Origin of the sequence: Castellaniella caeni NBRC 101664, from assembly GCF_001592225.1 — a bacterium.
Taxonomy (GTDB): Bacteria; Pseudomonadota; Gammaproteobacteria; order Burkholderiales; family Burkholderiaceae_B; genus Castellaniella; species Castellaniella caeni.
On record NZ_BCWN01000004.1, the window covers coordinates 1 to 23,402 of the forward strand.

Annotated in this window: 22 protein-coding genes; 12 read left to right on the forward strand and 10 right to left on the reverse strand. The window is 66.2% G+C overall.

Annotated elements, in window-relative coordinates:
* Window positions 1–141 precede the first annotated feature (141 nt).
* From putA to clpS, 6 genes are all read right to left on the reverse strand, one after another.
* Window positions 142–3,927, reverse strand: a complete 3,786-nt coding sequence (gene putA / locus CCA01S_RS03370; RefSeq protein ID WP_066454105.1) for a trifunctional transcriptional regulator/proline dehydrogenase/L-glutamate gamma-semialdehyde dehydrogenase — start codon at window positions 3,925–3,927, stop codon at window positions 142–144.
* Window positions 3,928–4,065: 138 nt separating this feature from the next.
* On the reverse strand, window positions 4,066–4,716 hold the full coding sequence (locus tag CCA01S_RS03375; protein ID WP_180984218.1) for an ABC-type transport auxiliary lipoprotein family protein: 651 nt from the start codon (window positions 4,714–4,716) through the stop codon (window positions 4,066–4,068).
* 23 nt (window positions 4,717–4,739) lie between these two features.
* Window positions 4,740–6,425, reverse strand: a complete 1,686-nt coding sequence (locus tag CCA01S_RS03380; RefSeq protein WP_066454109.1) for a PqiB family protein — start codon at window positions 6,423–6,425, stop codon at window positions 4,740–4,742.
* A complete protein-coding gene (locus tag CCA01S_RS03385; protein ID WP_232304961.1) occupies window positions 6,415–7,554 on the reverse strand; it encodes a paraquat-inducible protein A in 1,140 nt (379 codons plus the stop codon). The genes CCA01S_RS03380 and CCA01S_RS03385 overlap by 11 nt, the downstream gene beginning before the upstream one ends.
* 95 nt (window positions 7,555–7,649) lie before the next feature.
* Window positions 7,650–9,968, reverse strand: a complete 2,319-nt coding sequence (gene clpA, locus CCA01S_RS03390) for an ATP-dependent Clp protease ATP-binding subunit ClpA (RefSeq protein WP_066454115.1) — start codon at window positions 9,966–9,968, stop codon at window positions 7,650–7,652.
* A 135-nt stretch (window positions 9,969–10,103) separates the two neighbouring features.
* Entirely contained in the window at window positions 10,104–10,430 is a 327-nt protein-coding gene (gene clpS, locus CCA01S_RS03395; RefSeq protein WP_066454569.1) for an ATP-dependent Clp protease adapter ClpS, read from the reverse strand.
* Window positions 10,431–10,563: 133 nt separating this feature from the next.
* Between clpS and CCA01S_RS03400 the strand changes: the two genes are divergently transcribed.
* Together CCA01S_RS03400 and CCA01S_RS03405 are read left to right on the forward strand one after the other, a co-directional pair.
* Window positions 10,564–10,803: a cold-shock protein gene (locus CCA01S_RS03400; RefSeq protein WP_066454117.1), complete on the forward strand. Its 240-nt coding sequence runs from the start codon at window positions 10,564–10,566 to the stop codon at window positions 10,801–10,803.
* Between the two features lie 63 nt (window positions 10,804–10,866).
* Window positions 10,867–11,379 carry a DUF192 domain-containing protein gene (locus tag CCA01S_RS03405; protein WP_232304962.1) on the forward strand — a complete coding sequence of 171 codons (513 nt, stop codon included), beginning with the start codon at window positions 10,867–10,869 and terminating at the stop codon, window positions 11,377–11,379.
* Between the two features lie 51 nt (window positions 11,380–11,430).
* Here the strand turns inward: CCA01S_RS03405 and sodB are convergent, their stop codons facing one another.
* Together sodB and xseA are read right to left on the reverse strand one after the other, a co-directional pair.
* Window positions 11,431–12,009: a superoxide dismutase [Fe] gene (sodB, locus tag CCA01S_RS03410; RefSeq protein ID WP_066454119.1), complete on the reverse strand. Its 579-nt coding sequence runs from the start codon at window positions 12,007–12,009 to the stop codon at window positions 11,431–11,433.
* A gap of 48 nt (window positions 12,010–12,057) precedes the next feature.
* Window positions 12,058–13,428, reverse strand: a complete 1,371-nt coding sequence (gene xseA / locus CCA01S_RS03415; RefSeq protein ID WP_066454120.1) for an exodeoxyribonuclease VII large subunit — start codon at window positions 13,426–13,428, stop codon at window positions 12,058–12,060.
* Between the two features lie 376 nt (window positions 13,429–13,804).
* On the opposite strand from xseA, the gene CCA01S_RS03420 reads away from it, so the two are divergent.
* The 9 genes from CCA01S_RS03420 (at window position 13,805) to rpsT (ending at window position 20,323) form a co-directional block, all read left to right on the forward strand.
* Window positions 13,805–14,413, forward strand: coding sequence for a MotA/TolQ/ExbB proton channel family protein (locus CCA01S_RS03420; protein WP_066454122.1), 609 nt, complete (start codon window positions 13,805–13,807; stop codon window positions 14,411–14,413).
* Window positions 14,410–14,823 (forward strand): ExbD/TolR family protein, encoded by a 414-nt coding sequence (locus CCA01S_RS03425; protein WP_066454124.1) that lies wholly within the window; start codon window positions 14,410–14,412, stop codon window positions 14,821–14,823. Before CCA01S_RS03420 ends, CCA01S_RS03425 begins: the two co-directional genes overlap by 4 nt.
* Complete coding sequence (lpxK, locus tag CCA01S_RS03430) at window positions 14,820–15,911, forward strand: tetraacyldisaccharide 4'-kinase (protein ID WP_084386436.1); 1,092 nt, start codon at window positions 14,820–14,822, stop codon at window positions 15,909–15,911. The genes CCA01S_RS03425 and lpxK overlap by 4 nt, the downstream gene beginning before the upstream one ends.
* Before the next feature lie 37 nt (window positions 15,912–15,948).
* Window positions 15,949–16,137, forward strand: a complete 189-nt coding sequence (locus tag CCA01S_RS03435; protein ID WP_066454127.1) for a Trm112 family protein — start codon at window positions 15,949–15,951, stop codon at window positions 16,135–16,137.
* Window positions 16,134–16,904 carry a 3-deoxy-manno-octulosonate cytidylyltransferase gene (gene kdsB / locus CCA01S_RS03440; protein WP_066454130.1) on the forward strand — a complete coding sequence of 257 codons (771 nt, stop codon included), beginning with the start codon at window positions 16,134–16,136 and terminating at the stop codon, window positions 16,902–16,904. Before CCA01S_RS03435 ends, kdsB begins: the two co-directional genes overlap by 4 nt.
* A 74-nt stretch (window positions 16,905–16,978) precedes the next feature.
* A complete protein-coding gene (gene adk, locus CCA01S_RS03445; protein ID WP_066454133.1) occupies window positions 16,979–17,647 on the forward strand; it encodes an adenylate kinase in 669 nt (222 codons plus the stop codon).
* 12 nt (window positions 17,648–17,659) lie between these two features.
* Window positions 17,660–18,418: a 3-hydroxyacyl-CoA dehydrogenase gene (locus CCA01S_RS03450; protein WP_066454136.1), complete on the forward strand. Its 759-nt coding sequence runs from the start codon at window positions 17,660–17,662 to the stop codon at window positions 18,416–18,418.
* A gap of 17 nt (window positions 18,419–18,435) precedes the next feature.
* A complete protein-coding gene (murJ, locus tag CCA01S_RS03455; protein ID WP_066454138.1) occupies window positions 18,436–19,992 on the forward strand; it encodes a murein biosynthesis integral membrane protein MurJ in 1,557 nt (518 codons plus the stop codon).
* Between the two features lie 67 nt (window positions 19,993–20,059).
* Window positions 20,060–20,323: a 30S ribosomal protein S20 gene (gene rpsT, locus CCA01S_RS03460; RefSeq protein ID WP_066454141.1), complete on the forward strand. Its 264-nt coding sequence runs from the start codon at window positions 20,060–20,062 to the stop codon at window positions 20,321–20,323.
* A 132-nt stretch (window positions 20,324–20,455) separates the two neighbouring features.
* Here the strand turns inward: rpsT and argF are convergent, their stop codons facing one another.
* Window positions 20,456–21,397, reverse strand: coding sequence for an ornithine carbamoyltransferase (argF, locus tag CCA01S_RS03465; protein ID WP_066454143.1), 942 nt, complete (start codon window positions 21,395–21,397; stop codon window positions 20,456–20,458).
* 133 nt (window positions 21,398–21,530) lie between these two features.
* Here argF and CCA01S_RS03470 point away from each other — a divergent pair, with 133 nt between their 5' ends.
* A complete protein-coding gene (locus CCA01S_RS03470; protein WP_066454145.1) occupies window positions 21,531–21,854 on the forward strand; it encodes a DUF3579 domain-containing protein in 324 nt (107 codons plus the stop codon).
* Window positions 21,855–21,945: 91 nt separating this feature from the next.
* Here the strand turns inward: CCA01S_RS03470 and argG are convergent, their stop codons facing one another.
* Window positions 21,946–23,289 (reverse strand): argininosuccinate synthase, encoded by a 1,344-nt coding sequence (argG, locus tag CCA01S_RS03475; RefSeq protein WP_066454153.1) that lies wholly within the window; start codon window positions 23,287–23,289, stop codon window positions 21,946–21,948.
* Window positions 23,290–23,402: the final 113 nt, after the last annotated feature.

The window sequence follows — 23,402 nt, forward strand, 5'->3', positions numbered from 1 at the left end:
AAACCAGCAGCCTCGGTACGCCTGCGTCGGCCAAAACGGAAAGAACAGCCTTGGCATCAGCCCACCCCCACGTCGCGGCCCGCAGGCCGCTCCGATAAAACAGGCACGGAAGAGCCCGCAGGGGCTCTCCCGTGTCCTGTTTTATCCCACCATCATCAACGTCGCATTACCACCCGCGGCAGCCGTATTGATGCATACCGACACCTCGCGCACCAGCATCTCCAGCGGATAGCCCACCCCGCTCGACAGCTCGTGCGAGCGGCGCGCCAGCACCGGCACCACCGGCCCTGGACGTGCCGCCACGGCGCGGTTGAGCGTCAGCAGATCGTCGCCATCCCCCTCGAACAGCACCACCTGGAAATCGGCGGCATCGACAGCTTCCGGCGCCAGCCACGACAGCGAGGCTTCCGTGCCCTGCTGCCGGTGGAAGGCCCGCACCTCGGGATGATCCACCCACAGCATCGCATTGCCCGTCTGCTGGCAGGCCTGCCACTGCGCCTGTGCGCCCGCCGCGCTGACTGCCCGGCACAGCACCGCGCCACGCGGCTTGAGGCGGTATTGATTGCTCTCGCCCGTGGGGCCCGGCAGCTCGATCGTTGGTGCGTCCTTGCCCACCACCCCCTTGACCGGCAAGGTACTGGCCGACGCCGCCAACAGGCGATGCAGGTACAGCGGGCCGCCGGCCTTGGGGCCTGTGCCCGACAAGCCTTCGCCACCAAAAGGCTGCACCCCCACCGTGGCGCCGACGATGTTGCGGTTGACGTAGATATTGCCCGCGTGGACACGCTCGGTGACGTGGTGCACCGTCTCGTCCAGGCGCGTGTGCACGCCAAACGTCAGGCCATAGCCGCGCTCATTGACCGCGTCGATCACCGCGTCCAGGTTTTCGCGCTGATAGCGCAGCACGTGCAGCACCGGCCCGAAGACCTCGCGCTCGAGCTCGGCGACATCCGAGATCTCGATGAGCGTGGGCGCCACGAACGTGCCGAACTGCACCTGCTCGGCATCCAGTGCGCGCCGACTGACGGCGTGCCCGGCGGCCTGCATGCCCTGGACGTGGCGCTCGATCATGGCCTGCGCTTCGGCGTCGATCACCGGCCCGATGTCGGTGGACAGCAGCTCGGGGCGCCCCACCCGCAGTTCGTCCATGGCGCCGCGCAGCATCGTCAAAGTGCGGTCGGCGCAGTCTTCCTGCACGCACAACACGCGCAGGGCCGAACAGCGCTGGCCCGCGGAATCGAAGGCTGAGCTGAGCACGTCATAGACGACCTGTTCGGTCAGCGCGGAAGAATCCACGATGAGCGCATTTTGCCCGCCCGTTTCGGCAATGAGAGGCACCGGATGGCCAGCCCCATCCAGACGTTCGGCCAAGGTGGCGGCAATGAGCTTGGCGACCTCGGTGGAGCCCGTGAACATCACGCCATGCACGATCGGGCTGGCCACCAGCGCCGCGCCGACGGTTTCGCCCCGGCCCGGCAAGAGCTGCACCGCATCGGCGGGCACGCCCGCGCGATGCAGCACGGACACCCCGTAGGCCGCAATGAGATTGGTCTGCTCGGCGGGTTTGGCCAGCACCACGTTGCCCGCGGCCAGTGCCGCGCTGACTTGCCCGGTGAAGATCGCCAGCGGGAAGTTCCAGGGGCTGATGCACAGCACAGGCCCCAGCGGGCGGTGGCTGTCGTTGGAAAATTCGCTTTCGATGCGCGCCGCATAGTAGCGCAGGAAATCGACCGCCTCGCGCACCTCGGAGATGGCGTTGGGAAACGACTTGCCCGCCTCGCGCACAATGAGCCCGATCGACATCTGCATCTCGTCTTCGAGCAGCTGCGCCGCATGGCGCAGGCACTGGGCGCGCTCGGCCACCGGCGTGGCCTGCCAGATGGGCGCCGCGTATTCGGCGCGTTTCAAGGCCTGCCGCACGGCCGCCTCGTCGGCCTCGATGACCTCGCCCACCACGTCGCGGTGATCCGCCGGGTTGAGCACCGGCTGCGCCCGCTCGGCCAGCCAGTCGCCCGGTGGCGCGGCGCGCCACTGCTGCTCGGCACTGCCCAGCAGGGCCGCGGCCAGCGAACCCAGGCGATGTTCGTTGCTGAGGTCGAGCCCCGCCGAATTGGCACGGTTGTCGCGCGCCTGGTAAAGGTCGCGCGGCAGCGGAATGCGATCGTGCGGCGCCCCCAGGGGCTGGATGGCCCGTGCCTTGTGCACCGGGTCTTCGATCAGAGTGTCGATGGGGACGTTCTTGTCGCCGATCTGGTTGACGAACGACGTGTTGGCGCCGTTTTCGAGCAGGCGGCGCACCAAGTAGGCAAGCAAGGTCTCGTGCGTGCCCACCGGCGCATAGACGCGGCAGGGACGGTTGAGATGCCCCTTGGACAACGGGCCGACCACCTCTTCGTACAGCGGCTCGCCCATGCCGTGCAAGCACTGGAACTCGTATTGGCCGGGGTAGTAGTTTTCGCCCGCCAGATAATAGATGGAAGACAGCGTCTGTGCATTGTGCGTGGCAAACTGCGGAAACACCGCCTCGGGCGCCGACAGCAGTTTGCGCGCGCAGGCCAGGTAGGACAGGTCGGTGTGTACCTTGCGGGTGTACACCGGATAGCCCTCCAGGCCATCGACCTGTGCGCGCTTGATTTCGGCATCCCAATAGGCGCCTTTCACCAGGCGCACCATCAGGCGGTGCTTGCTGCGCCGCGCGAGATCGATGACGAAATCGATGACGAAGGGCGCACGCTTCTGGTAGGCCTGAATGACGAAACCGATGCCGTTCCAGCCACGCAGGCGTTCTTCAAAACACAAGGCTTCGAGCAGATCGAGCGACAGCTCGAGCCGGTCGGCCTCTTCGGCATCGATGTTCAGGCCGATGTCGTAGCTGCGCGCCAGCACAGAAAGTTCGATCATGCGCGGCAGCAGTTCGCCCATGACGCGGTCGCGCTGCGCCCGGGCATAGCGCGGGTGCAGCGCCGACAGCTTGATGGAGATGCCCGGGCCTTCGTAGATGCCCCGACCCTGCGAAGCCTTGCCGATGGCATGGATGGCCTGCTCGTACGAGCGATAGTAGTCGGCGGCGTCTTCCGCGGTGGTTGCCGCCTCGCCCAGCATGTCGTAGGAATAGCGGAAGCCGATTTCCTCGAATTTGCGGCTGTTGGCCAGCGCCGAGGAAATGGTCTGCCCCGTGACGAATTGCTCGCCCATGAGGCGCATGGCCATGTTGACGCCACGGCGGATGAGCGGCTCGCCCCCTTTGGCGATCAGGCGCGTGAGCGCCTGGGAGAGGTTCTGTTCGCTGTTCACGCTGACCAGCTTGCCGGTGACCAGCAGGCCCCAGGTGGCGGCATTGACGAACAGCGAGCGCGACTCGCCCACGTGGGCGCGCCAGTCGCCGCGGCTGACCTTGTCGCGGATGAGGGCATCGCGCGTCGCCTGATCGGGGATGCGCAGCAAGGCCTCGGCCAGGCACATCAGGGCCACGCCTTCTTGGCTGGAAAGGGAAAATTCCTGAATCAGGCCTTCGACCCCGCCCCCCTTGCGCTTGTCGCGCAAGGTTTGTACCAGGCGGCGAGCCAGGGTCTCGACTTCGGCCGGCTGGCTGGACTCGGCCTGATCGACCAGCATGGCCACGCACTCGGGCTCCGGACGGCGATAGGCCGCCGTGACGGCGGCGCGCAGCACCGACTGTGGTTGCACCTCTTGGGCAAACTCGTAGAAAGGCGTCTGCAGCTCGGGTTCGGGCGGCGCGTCGGGTTCGGGCGCGTCGGCGCGATGGTCGATCTCGGCGGGCAGCTGCCCGCGCTCGATGGCTTCGATGTAGCTCAACAAGGCCTGCTTGTGCAGCCAATGGGGCGTACACCCCAGTTTTTCTGCCTGCGCGCGCAGACGTTCGCGTAGGGTCTCATCGACCTTTACACCCAGGGTAACAGTCGCCATGATCGGGCTCTCGGAGAAGTGCACGCGCTGCCACGATGACAACGCACATTGGCGCCCGTCGGCAAAAACCGGATCGGACGCCCGCTCCGAGCATACTACGAGGTTGTACCTTTTGCTGCCATTATGGTTAACCCGAAATTACATTAAGGTGCAACCATACTGCCGCAGCTCGGGGGCAGGCGGTAAACCAGCCGTATCCAGGGTATCGCTCGCGGCCATTACCCGTCCCAGCGCCCGCACCGCCTGGCGCTGGGCCTCCACCAGCGCAGCCACGCTTTCCTGGGCGGCAGGCACGCGCAGCCGCGCCTGACAGACGCGGGTTCGCGGTGCGCCTGTCAGGCGATCCGTCCACGACGCATCGAGACCCGCGCCCAGCCCCCAGACGAGGTCAAAGCGCGTCACGCGCACGTCCACGCGCCGCACTGGCTGGCCAGGCCGACCAGACGCCGCCGCTGCGCGCGGCGCGTCGGCGGGCGACCCAGCCGCCGCCAGCCGCGCCGCCAGGGCCGCCTGGATTTCGTCAGCCAACGGGCTGGCCCACAAAGAATCGTTCAGCACCTCCACGGCGGGCGCCTGGGCGGGCACCCGCACCAGCAGTTGCGGGCGCTCGGTCTCGGCGGGGATCCGCACGACCCGCAACTGCACGTGCTCCGCCGCCAACAGCGCGGGCGCGACCTGCGCGCCGCCCGCGTCAAACGCGGCCTCCGACAGGCTGTAATAACGGCTGGGCGTCGTGGTGCATCCGGCCAGCAGGCCCAGCGCCCCACACAGCAGCATCGCTCGTCGCATGAAAGATCCGTCCATCAAGAGCCTCATTGCAAGCGGTCGGCGGGCCGCCCGCGCAACAACGTATCGGGATGCGCCTGCAGCGCATCGGTCAGCAGGCGCAAGGCCCGCGCCGCGCCATCCAGCGCCCGCAGAGTATCCTGCACCCCGCTCAGCACCGGCGCATCGGGCCCCAGCACGGCACCTACCCGGTCAAGCGCCTGGCGGGCTGCGCTCAGGGTCTTGCCTGCTTCCGGCGCCAGCTGCGTATCGGTGCGCCTGAGCAGCCGGTGCAGGCTGGCGAGGCTGCCTTGGAGCTCGCGCCCCATATCGTCGAGCGGCAGGCGGTCGAGCTTGGTGACGATGTTGCTCAACTGGCGCTGCAGCTGGTCGAAGTCGCCCGGCACGGTAGGCACCAGATAGCCGGTCGCGGGCGCCGTCGCCCCCGGAATCTGAATCTTGGCCCGTTCTTGTTCAGGGAAGAAGTCGAGGGCCACATACTGCTGGCCGGTGAGCAGACTGGCCGTGCGCAGCTGGCCGCGCAGGCCGCGCCGGATGAGCGGCCCGAGCAGCGCCTCGCCCTGCGCCCCGTTGACGGACGTGACCAGCTCGCGATAGGCCTGGCTGAAGCGCATGGGAAAGACCTGGGCCCGTATCCGCGAGTAGAACCGCTTGATCGCCGGGTCGAATTCGAGATCGATGTCGATCACCTTGCCAATGGCCATGCCACGGAAATCGACCTCGGCACCCACGCGCAAACCTCGCACCGACTGATCGAAGCGCAGTTCGATGTCCACCGGGTCGCCATCCGGGTCGGCCAGCGCCTGCTCGCGCGTGTCGAACAGGGCGTAACTGCTGTTGGGCGCGGCAGGCGAGGTATCGAGCACGCCGTCGAACGAAGTGGATTCGTCAGCCTGCGCGAACGTGACCCCGCCGTTCAGGATGGCGGCCAGCCCGCTGGTGCGCAGCTGCACGCCGTCGGCCGAGAGCGACATGTCCACGCCGCTGTCGTTCCAGAAGCGGGTGTCCGGCGTGACGTAGCGGTCATATGGCGCCTGGACGAAAATCTGCAGATCAACCTCGCGCCCATCGGGCGACATGCTATAGCTGACAACGCGGCCTACTTCGATGCGCCGGTAATAGACGCGCGACCCGACCCCCAAAGAACCCAGCGACTTGGCCGTCAGACGAAAGCGCGTGCCCACCTGGCCGCTCAGCACCTCGGGCGGATTGGCCAGCCCCTCGAAGGCGTACACGGCGCCGCCCTTGGGCGCGGTGATCGGCGCATCGACGCTGAGATAGACCCCTGACAGCAGCGTATCGAGGCCCGAGACGCCCGCCAGGCTGACCTGAGGGCGCACGATCCAGAACTTGGCGCCCTGCTGGGTGATGTACGACGCCCCCTGGCGCTGCAGCTGCACGTCCACCAGGACGTGCTCGCGATCCTTGGCGACGCGCACGTTTTTCACTTCGCCGACCACCACGTCCCGGTAACGCAGCTTGGTCTGCCCGGCCTCGACGCCGGCCGCCGACTGGAAGCTGATGGTGATGACGGGCCCGGTACGCACCCACACGGAAGCCAGCAGAGAGAGCGCCACCGCCAGGGCGAGCAGTGGCACCAGCCATACCCACGACCAGCGGATGGAACGCCCGGGCCGGATGACGGGCGCAGGCACCGCGTCGTCCGCAGCCGACGTGGGCGCTGGAGTGCTGGATGGGTCGTCAACGGGCATGGGAATCCTCTGCTTGCCGGGCCAGGCGCAGCCGATCCCAGCCTCGACGCGGATCATACCGCATGGCGGCCCACATGGTGAGCACCACCACCGCCCCGAAGTTCAGCGCGGCGGGCCCGACGTCGATGCGCGACAGGCCCGGAAAATTGGCCATGGCCGTCATCAGCACCACCACGAACACGTCCAGCATGGACCACTGGCCGATGAACTCGACCACCGTGAACAGCCGCGTACGCTGCTGTTGCGTCCGGGAATCATCGACGTGCTTGCGCAGCAACAGAAAGGACAGGGCCAGCAGCTTGGTCACCGGCACCAGCACGCTGGCGACGAAGACGATCACGGCGAGATCCCAGGAGCCCATCTGCCACAGCTCGACCACGCCACCCAAAATAGTATGGCTGCTCGAGCCCAGCAGGGTTTGTACACGCATCACCGGCAGCGTATTGGCCGGAATGTAGAAAATCACGGCGGCCAGCACCAGGGCCCAGACTTCGAGGTCGTGGCCATGGCGCCGGTGACGCATCGCGGCCCCGCAGCGCAGGCAATGCCCCGAGGCCGGTTGCGCCTGCACACAGCCGCAGGCCGCGCACACCGCCCCGCGGCCATGCGCCCCCGAGATCGACGCCATGCCGGCATCTTCGGCCTCGCGCCACAGGGCATGGGCATCCCAGCGCCCCAGGCCCGACATCATGAAGCTGAGCACGAAAAAACCGACGAGCCCAGGGCCTGCCTGCAGCTGCGCCATACCCGCCACCTTGACGATGGCCACCAGCAGGGCCAGCACCAGCACGGGCGCCATCGACCACGGCGTCAGCCGCTGCAGCAGCCGCAGGATGCGCGCCAGATCAGGCGGCAGGCGCCGGGCGGCCAGCGCCTGCATGACCCACACGGTGAGCGCGATCTGGACGAGTGGAAACCAGAAGCCGACCAGGCCGGTCATGACCGAGACGCCGTAATAGCCGCGATCCCAGCACAGGCGCAGGGCGCTCCAGAAGGTCAGGCTGACGTCCAGCCCCTGCACCGACAGCTGCGCGATGGGAAAGCCCTGCGCCACCGCGAAGACGATGAGCGTCGCCCAGCCGAAGGCCACCCACTGGCGCAAGGAGAACCAGCCACGACGATAGAGCACCGTACCGCAGCAACGGCACGCGGCCAGACCCCGGGAACCGGGATCCAGCCGCTGATGCAAGGTATCGCAATGCGGGCAGGCGATTAAAGGCGCCATCAATCCACGAGTTCGGGCTCGGGGTGAGACGGTGAAGGCACCGCCCCCTTGCCCACGGGATCATCCGGAAAATTGAGCACGACCTGTCCCTGCGCATCGAGATCGACCTGCACCCGCCCCCCGTGGGCCAGACGCCCGAACAGCAGCTCGTCGGCCAGTGCGCGGCGGATCGTGTCCTGGATGAGGCGCTGCATGGGACGCGCGCCCATGGTGGGGTCGAAGCCGGCATGCGCCAGGTGCTCGCGCAGCGCGGTGGTGAACATGACCTCGACGTGCTTCTCGTGCAACTGGTCTTCGAGCTGCATGAGGAACTTGTCGACCACGCGCAGGATGATGTCGCGCGGCAGCGGCGCAAAGCCGATGATGGCGTCGAGCCGGTTGCGGAACTCGGGCGTGAACTGGCGCTTGATTTCGGCCATTTCGTCGCCCGTGCGTTCGGGTGCCGCGAAACCAATGGTGTTGCGGTTGAGCGTGTCGGCACCCGCGTTGGTGGTCATGACCAGGATGACGTTGCGGAAATCGGTCTTGCGGCCATTGTTGTCGGTGAGCGTGCCGTGATCCATGACCTGCAACAGGATGTTGTAGACGTCGGGATGGGCTTTTTCGATTTCGTCGAGCAGCAGCACGCAGTGCGGCTGCTTGGTGACGGCCTCGGTGAGCAGCCCCCCCTGGTCGAAACCGACGTAGCCCGGCGGCGCGCCGATGAGGCGCGACACGGTATGGCGTTCCATGTATTCGGACATGTCGAAGCGCAAGAGTTCGATGCCCAGCACGAAGGCCAGCTGGCGCGCAACTTCGGTCTTGCCCACGCCCGTGGGGCCGGAGAACAGGAAGCAGCCGATGGGCTTGTCGGGCCGCCCCAGCCCCGAGCGGGCCATCTTGATGGAGGCGGCCAGGGCCGAAATGGCCTGATCCTGGCCGAACACCACCGCCTTGAGGTCGCGCTCGAGCGTGGCGAGCTTGTTGCGGTCGTCGGACGAGACGTTTTGCGGCGGAATGCGGGCAATGCGCGCCACGGTCGCCTGGATCTCGGCCCGTCCGATGAGCTTCTTTTGCCGCGACTTGGGCAGCAGGCGCTGGGCGGCTCCGGCCTCGTCGATGACGTCGATGGCCTTGTCGGGCAGGAAGCGGTCGCTGATGTGGCGCGCCGCGAGTTCGGCGGCGGCCGTGATGGCCGCGCCCGAGTAGCGCACCTGGTGGTGGGCCTCGAAGCGCGCCTTGAGCCCGCGCAGAATGTGAATGGTTTCTTCGACCGAGGGTTCGGGCACGTCGATCTTTTGGAAGCGGCGCGCGAGCGCGTGGTCTTTTTCAAAGATGCCGCGGTATTCGGTGTAGGTAGTGGCGCCGATGCACTTCAGGTTGCCCGACGACAAGGCGGGCTTGAGCAGGTTGGAGGCATCCAGCGTGCCGCCCGAGGCCGACCCGGCCCCGATGAGGGTGTGGATTTCGTCGATGAACAGCACCGCGTGACGGTTGTCCTTGAGCGACTTGAGCACCAGCTTGAGGCGCTGTTCGAAGTCGCCCCGGTACTTGGTGCCGGCCAGCAAGGCGCCCATGTCGAGCGCATAGACCTGGGTTTCGTTGAGGATCTCGGGGACGTCGCCCTGCGTGATGCGCCAGGCCAGGCCTTCGGCGATGGCGGTCTTGCCCACCCCGGCCTCGCCCACCAGCAGCGGGTTGTTCTTGCGACGGCGGCACAGCACCTGGATGACGCGCTCGACCTCGTCCTCGCGCCCGATGAGGGGATCGATGTGGCCTTTCAGGGCCTCGGCGTTGAGGTCGGTGGCGTACATTTCGAGCGGCGACTTCTGCTGCTCGGACTTGGGGTCGGCTGCCGGGGGTTCGGCCCGGGCGCTTTCCGGCGCGGCGGATTCCTCGGAGGTCTTGGTGATGCCGTGCGACAGGTAGTTGACGACATCCAGCCGGGAGACCCCCTGCTGCACCAGAAAATACACGGCGTGCGAGTCTTTCTCGCCATACATGGCCACGAGCACGTTGGCCCCCGTGACCGCCATCTTGTTGGAGCCGTTGGACGACACGTGCATGATGGCCCGCTGGATGACCCGCTGGAACCCCAGCGTGGGCTGGGTATCGACCTCGCCATCGCCGGGGAACACGGGCGTGTTCTCAGCGATGAACTTGCGTAGATCTTGGCGCAGCAATTCGACATCGGCCGCGCAGGCACGCAGGACTTCGACGGCTGAAGCATTATCCAGCAGAGACAGCAGCAGGTGCTCCACGGTGATGAATTCATGACGGGCCGCGCGGGCCTCGACAAACGCCATGTGCAGGCTGACTTCAAGTTCTTCGGAAATCACGCTTCCTCCTTCTTCGGAGCGGATCAAGCAATCCGTTGGGTCTATTCTATGACTAAAACCGCCGGACGTTTGCCTGATGAGGCTTGGGAGAGTCCCTAGTGTGCTGCCAGAGCCGGGCGGCGAGGACGGGCCGCCTCAGGATGACGGAGGAATGGGCTCCATCAGACACTGCAGCGGGTGCTGATCGGCATGTGCCAGGCGCATCACGGCGTCCACCCGGGTGGCGGCGACGTCCCGGGTATAGATGCCACAGACGCCGCGCCCTTTGTGATGCACCTGCAGCATGATGCGCTCGGCCTCTTCCCCGCCCTTGTGGAATACCTGCTGCAAGACGTGCACGACGAAGTCCATGGGCGTGTAGTCGTCGTTGAGCAAAACGACCTGATACATGGGCGGTGGCGCCAGCCGCACCGGCACGGGGGCGTGGGCCAGTTCATGCTGGTTCTCGATCACGGGTGGCATGGTGAGCAAAACCTAGTGGTTTCCATAGTTGACTGAACGGCGCAGAATTCAGCATGATCCTTGTGTCCGGCGGGCCAACACACGATAAAGCTGGCCGGCGCCGTTAAACTCCATACACACAGAGGCAGTTTGCATGTCGGAATCCATCGAAAACACCGGAGAATCACAAAAACTGACCGGCACGGTTAAATGGTTCAATGATGCCAAGGGTTTTGGCTTCATTACCCCCGATAATGGGGGCGAAGACCTTTTTGCCCACTTCTCGTCCATCCAGATGAACGGCTTCAAAACCCTGAAAGAGGGTCAGAAGGTCGCTTTCGATATCGCGCAGGGTCCGAAAGGCAAGCAAGCCTTGAATATTACCGCCGCCTGACACCTCAGCGGCATCCGCACCTCATTTTACCGCGATGCAGGGCCCTACAAGGGCCCTGTTTTTATGATGCACTCCAGTGATATTTCTACCCCCATTTCCGCCTGCGGCCCACAGCGGGCCGCCCGCCCGCTTCGCCAACGACGCCGCGTCCCGCTGCTGGTCGGCCTGGCGACAGCCCTGCTGGGCTGCGCCGCCCTGGCGGGCCCGGCGCTGCCCACCGTGCAGCTGCGCGTCGGGCAGCACACCGTTCGGGCCGAACTCGCCGACACACCGCAGACGCTCAAAGAAGGGCTGATGCACCGCAAGGCGCTGGCGGCCGACCAAGGCATGCTGTTCATGCTGGGCGCACCCGACATCTACTGCTTCTGGATGAAGAACACGCTCATCCCGCTGTCCATCGCCTTCATCGACGCCCAGGGGCACATCATCTCGATCCAGGACATGCGGCCCGGCGCGCTCGACCCGCACTGCCCGCCCACCCCCGTCACCGCGGCCCTGGAAATGAACCAGGGCTGGTTCGCGCAAACCGGCAGCGCCATCGGCACAAAAATCAAGGGCCTGCCCGGCCTGCGATAAAAAACGGGCAAAGGCAGCCGAAACTGCCCTTGCCCGGCGAGGCTTTACCGATCAGCCCAGGTTCTTGGCGGCGAAATCCCAGTTGACGAGATTCCAGTAGTGCTGCAGGTAGGTGGCACGCGCGTTGCGGTAATCGATGTAGTAGGCGTGTTCCCAGACGTCACAGGTGAGCAGGGCCGTGTCCGGCGTGTTGACCACGGTGCCGGCATTGCTGGTGTTGACGATGTCGAGCGAACCATCGGCCTTCTTGACGAGCCACGTCCAGCCGGAGCCGAAGTTGCCCGCGGCCGACTTGGAGAAGGCATCCTTGAAGGCATCGACGCTGCCCCACTTGGCTTCGATGGCGCTGCGCAGCGCGCCGCTGGGTTCGCCACCGCCGTTGGGCGACAGGCTGTTCCAGTAGAAGGTGTGGTTCCAGACCTGCGCCGCATTGTTGAACACGCCGCCCGTGGACTTGCGAATGATGTCTTCGAGGCTGAGGGAAGCAAGCTCGGTGCCTTCGATGGCCTTGTTCAGGTTCGTGACGTAGCCCTGGTGGTGCTTGCCGTAGTGAAACTCGAGGGTTTCCTTGGAGATGTGGGGAGCAAGCGCGTCCAGCGCGTACGGAAGCTGCGGCAGAGTGAAAGCCATGACATTTCCTTTTATAAAACGTTTGAATGAACCGGAGGGGTCGCGGGCCTAAAGCAGCGCATCGGTGCGAGTGACGTTGGCCTGAGCCCGACCCTGGCCGAACTCGATATCGATGCGTTCATCAACGTTTAAGTCTAACGCATTTTTGACGATGCTCCCGTTGGCGGCATGGACGATGGCGTAGCCGCGGCCCAGCACCGCGCGCGGATCGAGCGCCTGCAGCGTGCCGTCGGCAACCGCCAGGCGGCGCTGACGGCGTTCGAGCGTGCGCCCCATCCCGGCCTGCAGGCGCTGGCCCACCGTCTGTAGCGCCAGGGCGCGCCGCTGCAGCTGCTGCCGCGCAAGCGGCGGCAGGCGCTCGATGCTGTGCTGCACACGCTGACGGCCCGCCAGCAGCCGCTGCTGCACGGGCGGCAGGAAGCGTTCGATGGCATGTCGCAGGCGCTGGCGGTGCAGCTGCACGCGCTGCGCGGGCGACAGCAGCTGCGCCGCCGCGCGATCCAGCCGCAAGGCGGCGTGTTCCAGGCGGCGGCGCTGCGCGCGCGCCAGCTGCTGCCCAGCCCCTTGCACGCGATCCAGCATCTGCTCACGACTGTCGCAGCACAATTCGGCCGCCGCCGTCGGCGTGGGCGCGCGCAAGTCGGCCACGAAATCGGCGATGGTGAAGTCCGTCTCGTGGCCCACGCCACTGATGACCGGCACCGGGCTGGCCGCCACGCAGCGGGCCAGGCGCTCGTCGTTGAAGCACCACAGGTCTTCGAGGCTGCCGCCCCCGCGCACCAGCAGCAGGACGTCTACTTCGGCGCGCGCGGCGGCCTGCTCAAGCGCCGCGCACAGCTGAGCCGCCGCTTCGCGCCCCTGCACCGGCGACGGGTAGAGGATCACGCGCACGTGGGGCGCGCGCCGGGCCATGACCGACAGCACGTCGCGCAACGCCGCGGCGGCCAAGGACGTGACCACGCCCACGACGCGGGGCATGGCGGGGATCGCGCGGCGGCGCTGCGGGTCGATGAGGCCTTCGCGCGTGAGCTGGTCTTTCAGCCGCAAAAACGCCTCGTGCAGGTCGCCGCGCCCCGCCCGACGCACGGCTTCGACCTGCACCTGGTAGTCGCCGCGCGGCTCGTAGAGGGTGACCTGCACGCGAAACTCGTAGCGCCCGCCGACCTCGGGCACGAAGCCCACACTCTGGGCGCGTCCGCGAAACATCACCGCGCGCACGACCGCCGACTCGTCCTTGATGGAAAAATACCAGTGTCCGGAAGCGGCGCGGGTGAAGTTGGACACCTCGCCCGCCACCCAGACGCGCGGCATGCCGGCCTCGAGCAGGCGGGCTACCTGGCGGTTGAGCGCCGACACGCTCAGTACGGGGTCTTCCGCCGCCTGGCCACGTCCCGCGGCCTCCTGATCAGGAAAATTCATGAAAACCTATCCACAGAGAATTTGCTTTTGTCAAACCGACGCATTTTCGGGCGCTCACAGCAACCTTATGCAACATCACATGAAGAAAGCGTCGTAAGTCATTGATAATTGACAATTTCCATTGTATATCGCCAACGTGCAAAAAATGTCCAATGAACCGCCAGAAGGCGTAAAACCAGCGCTTGGCGAGCTTTGTACACAGAATTATCCACAGAATCTGTGGATACTTGGCGAACTCTTTGGCAGACAGCCCGTCTGTCGCCCCTGAAGCCTGGCGCCCGGCGCCACCCGCCTCTCGCACACGCGAACGAAGGCACGGGATAAAATGGGCGGCTGACACCGGCCTCGCCGCCACACGCCCACCAAGGACTCGATCTTGCAGGACATCATTCACGCCGCCGGCTGGCCCATCTGGCTGCTGATCGCCACTTCCGTCATCACGCTGGCCATCATCATAGAGCGCCTGGTGGCCTTGCGCGCCAGCCAAGTCATGCCCAAGGGCCTGCCCGAGCAGGCGCTCGAACTCGTACGCCGCCAGCAAGACGAGCCCGAGGCGATTCTGCGCCTGGCCCGCGGCAGCGCCATGGGACGCATTCTGGCCGAAGTCGCCACCCAGCGCCAGCTGGACGACGCCGCGCGCGAAGCCGCCATCGAAGCCGTCGGGCGCGACGTCTCCTGGCGGCTCAACCGCTATCTGGCCGGGCTGGCAACCATCTCGGTGGTCGCCCCGCTGCTGGGGCTGTTTGGCACCGTCGTGGGCATGATCGACATCTTCGGGGCCTACGACCCCTCGGGCGGCAACCCCGCCCAGCTGGCCCACGGCATCTCGGTGGCCCTCTACAACACCGGCTTTGGCATCCTCATCGCCATCCCGGCGCTCATCTTCCACCGTTACTTCCGCGCCCGCGTCGAATACTTCCTGCACACCATGGAACGCGAGGCCAGCGCCCTGAGCCGACTGATCAGCCGCCGCGGCGCCGCATGAACTTCGACCACCGCCACCACGACGACGAGCCCGAGGTCAACCTCATCCCGCTGATCGACGTCCTGCTGGTCATCCTCATCTTCCTGGCGGCCTCCACCTCGTTCACCCGCACCCGGCAGCTGCAGGTGGCCTTGCCGCAAGCCCAGGCCGAAGCGCTGGACGCGCGCCCCGCGCTCACGCTCGCCATCAGTCAGGACGGCCAGTTCGCGCTGGACGGCCACTATATCGAGCAGGGCAACGGCCAGTCGCTCGCTCAGGCGCTGCGCGCAGCCGCGGCGGCGCAGCCCGGCGCGGCCCTGAACATCGACGCCGACGGCCGCACGCCGCACGCCACGGTGGTGCAGGCCCTCGAAGCCGCACGCGTGGCCGGCATCGGTCAAATCCACTTCCTCACGCAGTTCCAGCCATGAGCCAGGCGGCCCGCCCCTCGCTGCGCCGCCGCGGCGAAGACTGGCTGCAGGCAGTCTGGCGCACCCGGGGCCTGGCCAGCGCCCTGCTCACGCCCTTTGCCTGGCTCTACGGCTGCCTGTCGGCCCGACGCCTGCGCCGTCAGGCACGGCACGCCTGGCAGGCTCCCGTCCCGGTCGTCGTCGTCGGCAACATCCTGGTGGGCGGCACCGGCAAAACGCCGGTCACGGCAGCTATCTGCCAGCACCTGCGCGCCCAGGGCTGGCATCCGGGCGTCCTCAGCCGGGGCTACGGCATCGCCGCAGGCACCACGGCACGGTTGAGCGACACGGACACCAGCGGCGCCTATCTGGGCGACGAACCAGCCCTGCTGCACGCCGCCACCGGCGTGCCGGTGGCGGTGCACCCACGCCGCGCGCAGGCCGCCCAGGCGCTACTGGCGGCGCACCCCGAAACCGACGTGCTCATTGCCGATGACGGCCTGCAGCACAGGGCCCTGGCGCGCGATGTGGAAATCATCGTGCAAGACGCGCGCGGCACGGGCAACGGGCGGCTGCTGCCCGCGGGCCCGCTGCGCGAACCGGCCACCCGGCTGCGCCAGGCCCACTGGCTCATCACCCACCTGGCACCCGGCGAGCCCCTCCCGGCCCAGGCCACGTTGACCGACCCCGCCCGCTGCCTGACGCTGCGCCTGGCGCCTGAACGGCTGGTGCACCTGGCCAGCGACCAATCCCGCACCTGGGCGCAGTGGTTCGCCGAACACGGCCAGAGCCCCTGCAGCGCGGCGGCCGGCATCGGCCAGCCCGAGCGCTTTTTCGGCATGCTCCGCCAGGCAGGGCTGAGACTGGCAGCCACGCTCAGTGCTCCCGACCACCAGGCGCCCGGCACCGCCGCGTTGCGGCGACTACCCCCCGGCCCCATCCTCATCACGGCCAAGGACGGGATCAAATACACGGCACCGATCGACCCGCGTCTCTGGGTGGTCTACCCCAGCGCGCAATTTTCCGACCCGCATTGGTTCACCGCGCTGGAGAACGATATAAGCAGAATTGCTGAAACACGCCCGCACAAGCAGGGAAACAGGCATTAAACTGTTTGCTTTGCCATTCACCCCGACACCAGATTCCATGGATACCCGTTTGCTGCAGATCCTCGTGTGCCCCGTGTGCAAAGGCCCCTTGCGCCACGATCGCGAGCACCACGAGCTCATCTGCCCCGCCGACCGCCTGGCCTTCCCCATCCGCGACGGTGTGCCCATCATGCTGCCGGGCGAAGCACGCGCACTCGACACGGTCGGCAGCGACCACACCGCATGAGCTTCACGGTCGTCATTCCGGCCCGAGCGGCCTCTACGCGCCTGCCCGGCAAGCCTCTGCTGGACATCGGCGGCCTGCCCATGGTGGTGCGCACGGCACGCCAGGCGGCCCAGTCATCCGCCAGCCGGGTGCTCATTGCCACCGATCATGACGACATCATCCAGGCGGCCGCCCGTCACGGCATCGAAGCGCTGCTGACGCGCGCCGACCACCCCACTGGCACGGATCGCCTCGCGGAAGTCGCCCAGCGCCTGGGCCTGGACGACGACGCCATCGTCGTCAACGTGCAAGGCGACGAACCACTGATCGACCCAGCGCTCATCGACGCCGTGGCCGCGCTGCTGCGCGACCGGCCCGACGCGGCCATCGCCACCTGCGCGGCGCCCATCGGCGACGCCGAGACGCTGTTCACCCCCAGCGCCGTCAAGGTCGTCTGCGACCAGCGGGGGCGCGCCCTGTACTTCTCGCGCGCGCCCATTCCCTGGGCGCGCGACGCCCTGGCCGATGGCCGGCAGCGCCTGGCCCCCGGCCTGCCCGCCTGGCACCACATCGGTCTGTACGCCTACCGCGCGGCCTTTCTGCGGCGCTTTCCCGCACTGCCCACGGGCCAGCTCGAACAAGTCGAGTCGCTCGAACAGCTGCGCGCGCTCGAGCACGGCCACACCATCGTGGTGCACCGGGCGGCCAGCCTGCCCGCCCGCGGCGTCGATACGGCGGAAGACCTGGCGCGCGTGCGAGCCCTGTTCCCGGGCGAGTCGGCCCCATGAGCCGAGCCTCTCGCCCCCATGGCCGCCTTGCGGCATAATCGGAAAAATTTCAAAAGAACTTTCGGAGGAAAATCATGCGCTTGATTCTGCTAGGCCCCCCGGGCGCAGGCAAAGGAACCCAGGCCGCGTACATCACCGAGGCATTCGGCATCCCGCAGATCTCGACCGGCGACATGTTGCGCGCCGCAGTCAAGGCGCAGACTCCCCTGGGGATCGCGGCCAAGAAGATCATGGATGAAGGCGGGCTGGTGTCCGACGACATCATTATCGGCCTGGTGCGCGACCGGCTCACGCAAGCCGACTGCCAGGCGGGCTACCTGTTCGACGGCTTTCCGCGCACCATTCCCCAGGCCGACGCCCTGAAAGACGCGCAGGTTCCGCTCGACTACGTCATCGAGATCAGCGTCCCCGAAGACAACATCATCGAACGCATGAGCGGGCGGCGCGTACACGTCGCCAGCGGGCGCACCTACCACGTGAAGTTCAATCCGCCCAAACGCGAAGGCCTGGACGACGAAACCGGCGAACCCCTCATCCAGCGCGCCGACGATCACGAAGACACCGTGCGCCATCGCCTGTCGGTCTACCGCGAGCAAACCCGCCCGCTGGTCGATTACTACTCGCAATGGGCCGCCACCGGCGACGCCAAGGCGCCACACTACGCCAAGATCTCCGGCGTCGGCTCGGTCGAAGAAATCCGCGAGCGCATTCTCAACATCCTGCGCACCCACCAGGCTGCCTGAGAGAGGCCCACCATGGACATCCGTCATCAAGTCATCCTCGTCACCGGCGGCGCCTCGGGCCTGGGCGCGGGCACCGCGCGTGCCCTGGCCGCCCAGGGCGCCAAAGTCGTGCTGGCCGACGTGCAGGACGAAGCCGGCCAGGCCCTGGCCACCGAACTAGGCCAGACCTACGTGCACTGCGACGTCACCGCCGAAGCCGACGCGCAGGCCGCCGTCGATGCGGCCACTCGGCTGGGGCCGCTGCGCGCGCTCATCAACTGCGCGGGCATCGCCCCGGCGGCGCGTATCGTGGGCAAGTCCGGACCGCACAACCTGGCACTTTTTCGCAAAGTCATCGACATCAACCTGGTGGGGTCCTTCAACATGGCCCGCCTGGCGGCGCAGGCCATGACCAGCAACGACCCCCAAGCCACCGGCGAACGCGGCGTCATCATCAACACGGCATCCGTCGCCGCCTACGACGGCCAGATCGGGCAATCCGCCTACGCGGCCTCCAAGGCCGGCATCGTGGGCATGACGCTGGCCATCGCGCGCGACCTCTCCAAGCTGGGCATCCGCTGCATGACCATCGCGCCGGGCATCTTCGGCACGCCCATGCTCTTTGGCATGCCTCAAGAAGTCCAGGATTCGCTGGCCGCCAGCGTGCCCTTTCCTTCGCGCCTGGGGCGCCCCGAAGACTACGCCAAGCTCGCGATCAGCATTCTCGACAACGACATGCTCAACGGTGAAACCATCCGTCTCGATGGCGCCATCCGCATGGCGCCCAAGTAAGGCCGCGTGAATCCGTCGTGAGTCTGCTGAAATCGGCCGCTACCATCAGCGGCCTTACTTTGTTCTCCCGCATCACCGGCATGCTGCGCGATGTGCTCATCGCCAGCGTGTTCGGCGCCGGGGCCCTGACCGACGCCTTCTGGGTAGCCTTTCGCATTCCCAACCTGCTGCGGCGGCTGTTTGCCGAAGGCGCCTTCTCGCAAGCATTCGTCCCCATCCTGGGCGAAGTGCGCCAGCGCGGTGATCACACGGCGCTGCGTCGCCTGCTCGACCGCGTCGCGCTGATGCTGTTCGTCTCGCTGTGCGCCGTCACGGCGCTGGGCACGCTAGGGGCGGCCTGGGTGGTCACCGCCATGGCCAGCGGCATGCGCGAAGCCTCGCGCGCGCACGAGTTCGGCGAAGCCATCTGGATGACGCGGCTGATGTTTCCCTACATCATCTGCATGTCCCTGGTGGCCTTTGCGTCGGGGGTGCTGAACACCTTCAGCCGCTTTGCCGTGCCGGCCTTCACGCCCGTGCTGCTCAACCTCTCCATGATCGCGGCCAGCCTGCTGCTGGCCCACCGGTTGCAAGAGCCCATCCACGCCCTGGCAATCGGCGTGCTGGTGGGCGGCACCTTGCAGCTGGCCGTGCAATGGGTGGCCCTGGGGCGCCTGGGCCTGCTGCCGCGCTACGGCGACGGGCTGCGGGCCGCCTGGCGCGACCCCACGGTGCACCGCATCCTGCGCCAGATGCTGCCCGCCACGCTGGGCGTGTCGGTAGCGCAGCTGTCGCTGCTCATCAATACCAACATCGCCACGTGGCTGGCGCCCGGCAGCGTCACCTGGCTCTCGTTTGCCGACCGCCTGATGGAGTTTCCCACCGCGCTGCTGGGGGTCGCCCTGGGCACGGTGCTGCTGCCCAGCCTGTCGGCGGCCCACGCGCGCAACGATCACGCAGGCTACAACGCCTTGCTCGACTGGGGGCTGCGCCTGGTGCTGCTGCTGGGCCTGCCCGCCGCCCTGGGCATGGCGCTGCTGTCCGACGGCCTGGTGGCCACGCTGTTCAACTATGGAGCATTCTCGGCCCACGACGTGGCCCAGACGCGACTCGCGGCCATGGCCTATGCCGTGGGCCTGCTCGGGCTGCTGGCGATCAAGATCCTGGCCCCCGGCTTTTACGCCAAGCAGGACATCCGCACCCCGGTCAAGATCGCCATCGCCGTGCTGGTCTTCACCCAGTTGATGAACGTGGTGCTGGTGCCTTGGCTGGCGCATGCCGGGCTGGCGCTCTCCATCGGGCTGGGCGCAACGGCCAATGCCTGCAGCCTGGTGGTGCTGCTGCGCAAGCGCGGCCTGTACCAGCCCCAGGCGGGCTGGACGCGCTTTTTGCTGAAGCTGCTGCCCGCCCTGGCCGCCGTCGCCGTCGTGCTGCTGTGGGCCGACCAGCACCTGGACTGGCTCGCCCTGGGCCAGCACCCGGGACAGCGCGCGTTCTGGCTGCTGGGCGTATTGCTGGCCACGGTGCTGGTCTACTTCAGCACCTTGTTTTTATTCGGTTTTCGCCCAAGAGACTTTACACGTCGGCGACCGTAGGATACACTTACTGTCTTTCTTGGCAGCTCAAGCCGCCGTTTCACTTCACGAAATCAGATAACACTCTATGGCTAATTCCGCACAAGCCCGTAAACGCGCCCGCCAGGCCGTTGCCCAAAACAAGCACAATGCCAGCATGCGTTCGATGCTGCGTACCGCCATCAAGCGCGTGCGCCAAGCCATCGAAGCCGGCGACCAGGCTGCCGCCAACGACGTCTTCCGCAAAGCCAGCAGCGTGATCGATCGCGTCGCTGACAAGCAAATCATCCACAAGAACAAAGCCGCCCGCCATAAAAGCCGCCTGTCGGCCGCAATCAAGGCGCTGGCCTGATCTTCCGAAACGCGGCTTGAACTGCAAAAAGGGTGTCTGCAAGACACCCTTTTTTATTGCCTGCTGCAAGGCAGCTGAAAGGCCGCCCGGCAGGCCAACGACCAAGAAGCTGCCGCTTCTTGGCCTCACCCACTACACACCCTGGCGCCCCAGCAGCAGGAATTCCATCAGCGCCTTTTGCACGTGCAGGCGGTTTTCGGCTTCGTCCCAGACCACGCTTTGCGGCCCGTCGATGACCTCGCCCGTGACTTCCTCGCCCCGGTGGGCTGGCAGGCAGTGCATGAAGAGCGCGTCGGGCTGTGCTGCCGCCATCATGCGCGCATCGACGCACCAGTCGGCGAAGGCCAGGCGGCGTGCCTCGTTTTCGGATTCGTAGCCCATGCTGGTCCAGACGTCGGTCGTGACCAGGTGCGCGCCTTTGCAGGCTTCGAGAGGATCGTCGAATTCTTTGAGCACGTTGTCGGGCTGCTGCCCCACCCGCAGAGGGTCGAGGCGATAACCCGCGGGCCCTGACACGTGCAGGGTGAAGCCCAGCATCTCGGCGGCCTGCAGCCAGGTGTAGGACATGTTGTTGGCGTCGCCGATCCAGGCTACCGTCTTGCCGCGGATGGCCCCCCGATGCTCGACGAAGGTGAGGATGTCGGCCAGGATCTGGCAGGGGTGGTATTCGTTGGTGAGGCCATTGATGACCGGCACCCGCGAATGCGCGGCAAAACGCTCGATGCGGGTTTGTTCGAAGGTGCGGATCATCACCAGATCGACCATGCGCGAAATGACGCGCGCCGTGTCTTCGATGGGCTCGGAACGGCCCAATTGCGAGCCTTCGGTGGTGAGATAGATGACCGAGCCGCCCAGCTGGTACATGCCCGCCTCGAACGACACCCGCGTACGCGTGCTGGCCTTTTCAAACACCATGGCCAGATTGCGGTCGTGCAGGGTGTGATGCGGCAGGTAGCGCTTGAACTTGTCTTTGATGAGGCGCGCCCGATCGATCACATAATGGATTTCGTCTTCAGAGAAATCGCGCAACTGCAAGAAATGCCGCAATGGCCCGGGAGAAGTGGCTGAAGACATGGCAAACCCTAAGTAAAGGGATCATATTACCGTGTGCTCGCGGCACGCGCAAAACGCTGATCGGATACAATGCGCGGCGTAGGGGATGATGCGCGGCTGTACCACACGGGCGTGCCCCGTCTTTGGAAGCCACATGAGCCACCCAGTCCAGTACTTGATCATCCATGGCAAAACCCTGGAAGGCCAGAAGTTCCGCCCCAGCGATTGGGCCGAACGCCTGGCGGGCGTCCTGTCCCAGTTCCGCCCTTCCGGCGCGCCCCAGAGCCACCTGTCCTACTCTCCTTACGCCATGCCGCGCACCATCGAAGGCTTCCCGTGCGTGCAGATCGACCACCGCCTGCGCCAACTGGAACCCCTCGCCTGGAAGTTTGCCTGCGACTTTGCCGAAAGCAACCACCTGCAGACCAGCGAGACCGACGCCGTCGTCGAGACGAAACCTCCCATCATCGGCCGCTGAGCAAGATCAAAAAGGGCACGGAACCGGTTCCGTGCCCTTTTGCTTGAAGCCCCCCCGCGCGCCTGTGGCGGCGGGCCCGCCAGCCGCGCTTTTATTTGGTGCTGGAATCCTGCTTGATCTGCGGGATGTCGGACTGCCCCGTCTTGGTGAGCAGGCCCACCTGGGTATAAGTGAACAGCTTGGCGCGCGTATCGACGATGTCGAGGTTGCGCATCGTCAGCTGGCCGATGCGATCGAGCGGCGAGAACATCGACTCGCCCTTTTCCATCGTGAGGCGCTCGGGGTGATACGTCAGGTTGGGCGACTGCGTATTGAGCAGCGAATAATCGTTGCCACGGCGCAATTCGAGTGCGACTTCGCCCGTGATGGCGCGCGCCACCCAACGCTGGGCGGTTTCGCGCAGCATGATGGCCTGCGGGTCGAACCAGCGGCCCTGGTACAGCAGACGGCCCAGGCGCAGGCCGTTGATGCGGTATTGCTCGATGGTGTCTTCGTTGTGGATGCCGGTAACCAGGCGCTCGTAGGCGATGTGCAGCAGCGCCATGCCCGGGGCCTCGTAGATGCCGCGGCTCTTGGCCTCGATGATGCGGTTCTCGATCTGGTCGCTCATGCCCAGGCCATGACGCCCGCCGATGCGGTTGGCTTCGAGCATCAGTTCGACCGCGTCGCTGTATTCCACCCCGTTGAGGGCCACCGGATGGCCTTCTTCAAAGCGCACGGTGACTTCTTCGGCCTTGACCTCGACCTCGGGTTTCCAGAAGGCCACGCCCATGATGGGCTCGACGATGCGGATACCTGAATTCAGGTGCTCGAGGTCTTTGGCCTCGTGCGTGGCGCCCAGCATGTTGGAATCGGTGGAATAGGCCTTTTCAGCCGACATCTTGTAGTCGAAGCCGTTTTCCTGCAGGTACTGCGACATCTCGGCGCGACCGCCCAGTTCGTCGATGAAGCGCTGGTCAAGCCAGGGCTTGTAGATTTTCAGCTCGGGGTTGGTGAGCAGGCCGTAGCGGTAGAAGCGCTCGATGTCGTTGCCCTTGAAGGTGCTGCCGTCACCCCAGATGTGCACGTCGTCTTCGCGCATGGCCGACACCAGCATGGTGCCCGTGACCGCGCGCCCAATAGGGGTGGTGTTGAAATACGTGACCCCGCCCGTGGAGATGTGAAAGGCATTGCACTGCAGCGCGGCAATGCCTTCGGCCACCAGTTGCGCGCGGCAGTCGACCAGGCGGGCGCCTTGGGCGCCATAGCGCAGCGCCTTGCGGGGGATTTCGTCGTAATCCGGCTCGTCGGGCTGGCCCAGGTTAGCCGTGTAGGCAAACGGGATCGCGCCCTTGTTCTTCATCCACAGCAGGGCAGCGCTGGTGTCCAGGCCGCCGGAAAAGGCGATGCCGACCTTCTGCCCGACCGGCAGGTTTTCTAGAATGGTTGTGCTCATGGGACGTGACTTTAGCCAGAGTAAGAACAATCCGCCATTATATCGTTGCGCCTGGGAAAGCTGTCCCCACGCACCGCGTGCCCACCGCCCGGCAGGCGCAGCGACATTTTCTT